We start from the raw sequence: 8071 nt of genomic DNA on the forward strand, positions 1-8071 counted from the left end.
ACTCATCACAGAGAAATAGCAAAAAAAATCGTAATGAATCATTAAAGTGTAGTGTGCGCGGACAGTTCAGACAGGAAAAAGAAAACGGTCTTTCCTTATCGGGAAAGACCGTTGTACGGGGCGTACTGCATGTACGGTAAGACGTTACGCGACAGGGCGAGCAATGACGCTACGGGTTTCCATGCGAACTTCGGCAATCGTGACGTCGATAACATCAGTGACTTTGTAAACCGCTTCACCTTTAATCTGTACGGTGCCGTTTTCCTGGCTACAGACCAGTTCATCACGAACCGCATGCAGGAATGGCGCAGGGATAAAAGCAACGGCGCCATTATCGACCAGGCGAACACGCATTCCACCACGGCTGATATCAATGATTTCTGCCGCGAAACGCGTGTCGGTCCCGGCTTTGTCACTCAGGAAACGTGCGTACAGCCAGTCGCCGACATCACGTTCCGCCATACGGTTCAGGCGACGGCGTTCTGCCATTTGCAGGGTAGTTTCATCCTGCGGACGCGCAATGGACTCACCCTTGATGATGGCTTTCAACAGGCGATGGTTGATCATGTCGCCATATTTACGAATAGGCGATGTCCAGGTAGCGTAGGCCTCCAGACCAAGACCAAAGTGCGGGCCTGGTTCGGTGCTGATTTCAGCGAAAGACTGGAAGCGACGAATTCGGCTGTCCAGGAAACCGGAAGGTTGCGCATCCAGTTCCCGACGGAGTTTGCAGAACCCCTCCAGCGTCAGGACCTCTTCGGCATTAACGTGCATACCGTGCGATGACAGCAGAGCCGCCAGAGCGTCGACATTAGCCGGGTCGAAGCCCATGTGAACGTTATAAATACCAAAGCCTAATTTGTCGCGGAGCACGCGAGCGGCGCAAATATTTGCGGCGATCATGGACTCTTCCACGATACGGTTGGCAATGCGACGGGGTTCCGCAACGATATCGAGGACTTCGCCTTTCTCACCCAGGACAAAACGGTAATCCGGACGGTCTTTGAACACCAGCGCGTGGTTGTGACGCCATTCGCCACGGCTCAGGCAAATGCGTTGCAGCAGGCGGATTTGTCGGGCAATGGCTTCGCTCTCTGGCTGCCAGGTCCCGGTGTTTTCCAGCCAGTCGGAGACGTTGTCATAGGCCAGTTTTGCTTTTGAAATGATAGTCGCAGCGAAGAACGTAATGTCGTCTTCAAGGGTTCCATCAGCAGCAATGGTCATCCGGCAGGCGAGAACCGGGCGAACTTCTTGTGGGCGCAAAGAGCACAGATCGTCAGAGAGTTCACGCGGCAACATGGGAATATTGAAACCCGGCAGATAGTTGGTAAACGCACGGATTTTCGCCGTGTTATCCAGCTTGCTGCCTTCGGCAATCCATGCGGTAGGATCGGCGATGGCGACGGTGAGTTGCAGTTTACCGTCAGCCAATTCTTGCGCGTATAACGCATCGTCCATATCCTCGGTGCTGGCACTGTCGATAGTGACAAAATCCAGCGCCGTCAGATCCTGACGTTCGAGACCTTCATCCAGCATTTCAGTGGCGACGCCATTGGGGGCTTCTTTTTCGAGATTATGACGTGCCAGTGTGACCCACCAGGGCACGAAGTGATCGTCGCCAAAGGTGATGAACTGGGTTAATTCGGCATAAAACGTACGATCGCCTTTCAGGGGATGACGGCGCATTTCAGCGACAGCCCAGTCACCCTCTTTAAATTCATGTTCCACGCCACGCGCAGCGCGGCACGGGATGGCGTCTTTCAGCAGCGGGTGATCCGGCACGATGGACAGTCGATCGTTCTTACCCTGAACTTTGCCCACAAAGCGGGTCAGGAAGGGTTCGATCAGTTCTTCGGGTTCAGCAGATTCGCGTTCTTTTTCCGTGTGGATTACCGCGACAATGCGGTCACCGTGCATCACTTTTTTCATCTGCGGCGGCGGGATGAAATAACTTTTTTGCGCGTCGACTTCCAGGAAGCCAAAGCCTTTTTCCGTGGCTTTTACCACCCCTTCAGCACGTGGCGTCTGGGAATGCAGTTGCTGTTTAAGCTGCGCTAGCAGCGGGTTGTCCTGAAGCATAATTGTCTATTTTCGTGGCCAAAAGAGCGGCTGACAGTTTTACGCGATTCTGCCTGGCGCAGCAAGCGCTCTTTAAGCAAATGGAAGGGTTAATGGGTATCACCCAACGCGATTTTCAGGCGATTTAGCCATCCGCACAACCCACACCAACTGAGTAAGTTGATCGCCTGCTCAGAGGATAAATCGTGCCCGGATAAGGCGCCAAAATGTGCGTCGCTAAAACGATTGGGCGCCCTTGTGAGCCATTGTATCGCTTGCAATGTTATGCGCTCAACCGGATGCCGCTGTTCCCACTGCTGTATTTCGCGCTCTTCCTGACGGAGTGTGGCAATGAACCCGGTAAATTCCGGGGAGCGTTGCGCCTGCTCATTAAAACAAGCGACGCTGCCATTAATACGGGCAGTGAGCAGGGTTGCAAGCCCGGAGGCGTTCTGTGGCACTTCTGTGCGCAATGAGCTTGTTATCAGTGTGGAAAGTCGTGAAAGCAGGTCGGGGTGGTGCGCCAGGACGGGCGCAAGCCACTGTAATTCTGCTCCTGGCTGACGTCGGGACTGTTCGCTGGCCATAGGGAATTCAGCGGCGACATGCGCCGGATGCCATGTCGCTTCGGCGGTCGCAAAAGGAAGGGCTGGAGCGAACGGCTGCATATCGAGTCCGGGTACCCAACGCACCGGTTGTCCGAGAAAAGCCTGGAAGACGGCCACCACCCGCGCCTGAAAACCCACAAAGCCCACGATCTGATTTAGCAGAACACTGTCCCAAACCGTCAATCCAACATCATCCAGATGTTGCCGGGCACGGGCATCAATCACCACAGGAGAGCTTGCCAACTGACGGGCATATTGGGTGATTTGTGCAAGACGATGGTTACTTTCCCTGGAAGAGTCCGGACCAGGAAGCGGCGCCAGACGAGCAGCATAGTGATTACACAAGCGCTGAACGCCACAGACCTGCGCGACAGTCAATGCGGTACTCATACGTTCATAGTCGCTGAACGTATTCATCTGATATTGATGAGCATGAGAGGGAAACAGAATGTGAGCAAGTCGACGGGCGGGGTGCAACCAGGACTGAAAGGGGAAAAGCGCATCCTCAGAAATCGGCAGATCGAGTAGAAAACGGTCCTCTACGTGTGCCGCCTCAGGCACCAGCGGCAGGACATCCGGCGTCCTGGCGTTGGACTGTGTCTCATGATACCAGTGGCTTTTGCCTTCAATTCGGCGTTGTTCCATGGGCGTTCCCTTTTCTAAAAGTGGCGACCCGGACACGTCGTCGAAACACAGCGGGTCGTTTTCGCTGCATTATCCTGACGTAAGCAAGAGGTGGGATGAAAGATTGTTACGTGATAATAAATATCGGAAAGCTATATGCTGCGCGGAATACGGGTGAGGAGGGGGTAAAACAGGCAGAGAACGATGGGCGACGAACGCCGCCCATACCAGGATCCTGAAACGATTATTTCAGTTCCAGTTCGTTCATTGCCGCGATGCTAAAACCGCCATCAACGTGAACCACTTCACCGGAGATACCGGCAGAGAGATCGGAGCACAGGAACGCAGCAGAGTTGCCGACATCTTCAATGGTAACGGTACGACGAATCGGAGTAACCGCTTCGCAGTGAGCCAGCATTTTACGGAAATCTTTGATGCCAGATGCAGCCAGCGTGCGGATTGGGCCTGCGGAGATACCGTTGACGCGCACGCCTTCCGGACCCATCGCATTCGCCATATAACGTACGTTGGCTTCCAGAGATGCTTTCGCCAGACCCATTACGTTGTAGTTCGGAATAGCACGCTCTGCGCCCAGGTAGGAGAGCGTCAGCAGCGCAGAACCTGGGTTCAGCATGGAACGGCATGCTTTCGCCATCGCAACGAAGCTGTAGGAGCTGATGTCGTGAGCGATCTTAAAGCCTTCGCGGGTGACCGCATTCACGTAGTCGCCGTCCAGTTGGTCGCCAGGTGCGAAACCGATGGAGTGTACGAAACCATCGAATTTCGGCCAAACGTTAGCCAGTTCAGCGAACATTGTGTCGATGCTGGCATCTTCAGCCACATCGCACTGCAATACGATGCTGGAATCCAGTTGAGCGGCAAATTCTTCTACACGGCCTTTCAGTTTGTCGTTCTGGTAGGTGAACGCCAGTTCAGCACCTTCGCGGCGCATCGCCTGAGCGATACCGTAGGCGATGGACAGTTTACTGGCTACGCCAGTTACCAGAATGCGCTTACCGGAAAGAAAACCCATAGCTTTAATCCTTATGTCATTGCTTATTTTTGGCTTTATATTCATTCGGTTATGACGAATGCAGCCAGAATAATAGAGATAGCAGGCCGAAATTATAGCCCACTATACGCATGAATTGTCACGTGATTTTTACATAGCGCCGAAAGTGGCGTGCACCACAGAGTAGAAAACCAGCACTTTTCTATTATATCAGCTGCCGCAGCCTGTACTGATCCAACCTCATTCAATACTTTTGCGGTAAATGGTGGATAGCCAACAGCCGTCCATTTTCAATGCTGATATAACCGCCTAATCTGAGGTCGGCAAGGATTTTCATGATGCTGCTGCGGGACAGATGGGTTCTGTCACGGATGAAGCGTTCAACGGACAGCGTCTCACGCAAAGATTCTGATTCATGCATCAGCTCAATCAGTTGACTGCAAATCACTTCATAGGCGGTGGGGGCGCTCAATTGTCGACTGTAGGAAAACAGTTTGCTGCTCACCACGACCATATGTTTCGCCAGTACTTCCCACATACCCAGCTCCTGGATGTGCTGGTGCACCTCGGCTAAGGAGAGGGTCGCGATTTTGCAGGGTTCTGCGGTAATAATATAACTATCGCTGATACCCAAGCCCAGGATACTCGGTGCTGAGACTCGCACTACGAGCAGATGATCTGCGGTGCGATGTGCCTCAACGGAGCCACTGACAATTATTCGACAAATCGGTTTATCTGCCTCAATAAAATCAAGCCGAATTCCCTTACGGTATGACTGCGGCGTGGCGAAGGGCAACAACGCCTCGACCAACATTTTTGACCATGGGTAGGGAGTATTGAGTGCAGGTGGCATTAATGCTTTTTCATCCATATAACAGTTATACCGAATGACACGCTTCTTTGATAAGTATAGATAAAGAGTTGCAAAAGGTTACAACAAAGCGAAGCAGCTTAATCCTTAAGCTCAAAATTTTGTTGGTAAGCAATTGATTAGAATAAGCTTTCCGTTTTTTATTTCAATGTAACCTCCCCGGCGTAAGGTTGAAAGAACCGCCATAATCCCGCTGCGAGACAGGAAACAGCGGCTTTGGATGTATTTCACCACCGACTCCGATTCTCTGAACTCCTCTGACTCCAGCGAAAGCTCAAACAGGAGATAGCGTATAGCGTCGTAAGCTCCTGGTTGAGACAAACGCGTACAATGCGTAAAAATGCGGGACGAAATATGCGTCATGACATGGCAAAGCGGCTCCCATAGCGCTTGCTGCTGGATAATTTTCACGGCTAGGTCAAGCGGAAGACGGCTCAGGACCGCATCTGCTGATGTGCATAATGTTAACTGGCAAGAGGAAGGGGTTAACATGCTAAAACCAAAAATAAAAGGCGCGGTTTCAGTGTTTAACGACAATCCATCCGTTGCACGGTTGATCACCACATGCCCTTTATGCAGCAAATAACAGTAATTTATCTCATCAGTTACATACTGCAGTAACGTGCCCTTGCGTGTGAGTAGGGGAGTCGCCTGAGAGTTCAGGGCAGTGAGCAATTGCCGGATAGATTGTTCAGGCTTATTACCATGCCTGAAAATGTTAATGTTAGGTGAATCTGACATGCTGAGACTGAATCCTTGTAATGAAACATAATAATTTTTGAATTATGGCTTATTCATGTTCTTAACTGGATCCAGAATAAGTGTCTAAAATTACACTAATAGAATATTGCAATCGGTAAATAAATGTCGTGAAGGGGTGTGTAATTCTGGATTCGGGCCACATTGCTTTTGAGTGCTCCCATAAATAAAATATGTCTTGTCATTGAGGAGCCTGATTCTTGTGATAAACATTTCCACTCTTGCTTTCTATTTAAATTGTAGACATTGCATGAGAGCGGAATGAGTGACTGATTTCTAATAGATGGAAGGAGCGATTTGCAATAATGGAAATTTTATTATTGTAAATACCTTTCCTTTTTATGAAAACAAAGTTATCGCAGGAATAACTATAGACTCGCGGTCAGGGCATCATTCTATTTTTAGGAACAAAAATGAAACTATCTGTGTTTTTTAAAGTGGGGCTTATTGCATCCGCGTCTATGGGCATGGTGAATGCCTCTTATGCCGCTGGAGCATCAAGCGGTACAATTACTTTTGAAGGGAAAATTACAGCATCTACCTGTGAGGCGACAGTAAATGGTATTTCTGCCGACGGGACTGTAACAATGCCGCCGGTTGCAATCTCAGCGTTTCATGCTGAGACTGCCGGGCGCACACCTTTCACTATTGAACTGGCGAATTGTGCACTGGATGATCCTGATACTCAGGTGGGGACTTATTTTGAACCCGACGGTGCATGGGTGGATGCGGATACGGGGCATCTGAATAATATTGCAGCAGGAGGTGCAACCGGGGTCAGTCTGCAATTGTTAGATGCGACAGATGACAAAGTCATTCTTGTCGGTGACGCCGGGCAGTCAGCTGCTGCGCAATATGTGACGCCTGATTCCACGAGTAAGAAAGGGACGCTTTCTTACTTTGTTGAGTATTACAAAGTAACAGGTGCAACCCTTGGTGCCGGAGCGGTACAAGGGAAAGTTACCTACGACCTGATTTATAAATAATCGACCAAAGAGTGTTATGATAAAATGTCTATTCCTATGATTCTGTCCAGACGTAAATTAACTTTTTTATTAGTAGCGCTATCAGGGATGACGGCATTAAGTTATAGCACTCTTTCTTGTGCTGGTATTGTGTTAAGCGGAACCCGTGTTATTTATTCAGCGGAACAAAATGAAGTCACCGTGAACATGAAAAATTCCGGCAAAGCCCCTGTACTGGCGCAAAGTTGGATTGATGATGGCAATCAATCAGCAACGCCGGATAAAATCACTTCACCGTTTGTTTTAACGCCGCCCATTAATCGTATTGATGCCGGAAAGGGGCAGACATTAAGGATCAGTCTGGTTGATGGCAAGGGAATTCCGGCGAATAAAGAATCCGTGTTTTATCTAAACGTACTGGAAATCCCTGCGAAGTCAAAAAATGCAGCTGAGAATAACCATCTGAGTATCGCGTTCAGAACCAGAGTAAAACTTTTTTATCGTCCACAAGGTTTAAAAGGTAGTTCAGGTGACGCACCAGACTCATTGCAGTGGTCAATCAGTAATGGTGGTGTAAAAGCGACAAACCCTACACCTTATTATATTACTCTTGGGACGGTGACTTATACCCAAGGGGGAAGCAAATATGTCGAAGATGGAAAAATGATCGCCCCTGGAGGCAATGCTGACTTTCATTTTAAAAATATAAATGCAATCAGTGATATCCACGCGATTACTTTTACGTCAATTAATGACTATGGTGCAGCAGTCAAACACAACCAGAGCAAATAGTCTTAAGCTCTGCCTCTGGTGGAAATATTATGATTATATTGTTCTCAATTATTTTGTTTTTGACGTTAAACATACTCATTGTGCAATGTTCGGTGGCTGCCACGGGGGAGGCACCGACTCCGCCGACAGATGATCAGGTAGAGTTTGATTCTGACTTTGTGAAACAGCCGGTGGGACAGTCCGTAGATTTAGCTCGTTTCTCAAACGGGGCTAACGTACTGCCGGGTGTTTATAAAATCGCTGTGGCGTTGAATCAACAAACGCTGACAGTGACGGAAGTTGAGTTTAAGGCGACAGATAACAAAAATGTCATCCCATGCATTCCACTGAGTGTATTAAATTTGATTAATTTCAAAAAAGAACAAATTAACTTCACTCAATG

The 8071-nt window shown here is 49.3% G+C and carries 8 protein-coding genes; 3 read left to right on the forward strand and 5 right to left on the reverse strand.

The window, feature by feature from the left end:
* Positions 1-144: 144 nt before the first annotated feature.
* The 5 genes from NNO04_RS21745 to NNO04_RS21765 all read right to left on the reverse strand — a co-directional run bounded on the left by NNO04_RS21745 (position 145) and on the right by NNO04_RS21765 (position 5914).
* Positions 145-2079 (reverse strand): exoribonuclease II, encoded by a 1935-nt coding sequence (locus NNO04_RS21745; protein WP_271446427.1) that lies wholly within the window; start codon positions 2077-2079, stop codon positions 145-147.
* 89 nt (positions 2080-2168) lie between these two features.
* On the reverse strand, positions 2169-3311 hold the full coding sequence (locus tag NNO04_RS21750) for a carboxymuconolactone decarboxylase family protein (protein ID WP_271446428.1): 1143 nt from the start codon (positions 3309-3311) through the stop codon (positions 2169-2171).
* Between the two features lie 223 nt (positions 3312-3534).
* Positions 3535-4323 carry an enoyl-ACP reductase FabI gene (fabI, locus tag NNO04_RS21755; RefSeq protein ID WP_271446429.1) on the reverse strand — a complete coding sequence of 263 codons (789 nt, stop codon included), beginning with the start codon at positions 4321-4323 and terminating at the stop codon, positions 3535-3537.
* Between the two features lie 223 nt (positions 4324-4546).
* On the reverse strand, positions 4547-5173 hold the full coding sequence (locus NNO04_RS21760) for a winged helix-turn-helix transcriptional regulator (protein WP_271446430.1): 627 nt from the start codon (positions 5171-5173) through the stop codon (positions 4547-4549).
* Between the two features lie 93 nt (positions 5174-5266).
* The gene (locus NNO04_RS21765) at positions 5267-5914 is read right to left on the reverse strand and encodes a helix-turn-helix domain-containing protein (protein ID WP_271446431.1); all 648 of its coding nucleotides are present in this window, start codon (positions 5912-5914) and stop codon (positions 5267-5269) included.
* 431 nt (positions 5915-6345) lie between these two features.
* Here NNO04_RS21765 and NNO04_RS21770 point away from each other — a divergent pair, with 431 nt between their 5' ends.
* The 3 genes from NNO04_RS21770 to NNO04_RS21780 form a co-directional block, all read left to right on the forward strand.
* Positions 6346-6918, forward strand: a complete 573-nt coding sequence (locus tag NNO04_RS21770; RefSeq protein ID WP_271446432.1) for a fimbrial protein — start codon at positions 6346-6348, stop codon at positions 6916-6918.
* Between the two features lie 24 nt (positions 6919-6942).
* Entirely contained in the window at positions 6943-7689 is a 747-nt protein-coding gene (locus NNO04_RS21775) for a fimbrial biogenesis chaperone (protein WP_271446433.1), read from the forward strand.
* A gap of 29 nt (positions 7690-7718) precedes the next feature.
* A partial coding sequence (locus NNO04_RS21780; RefSeq protein WP_271446434.1) for a FimD/PapC N-terminal domain-containing protein occupies positions 7719-8071 on the forward strand: 353 nt, incomplete at its 3' end.

This window comes from Citrobacter sp. Awk 4 (assembly GCF_028069725.1).
Taxonomy (GTDB): domain Bacteria; phylum Pseudomonadota; class Gammaproteobacteria; order Enterobacterales; family Enterobacteriaceae; genus Citrobacter_D.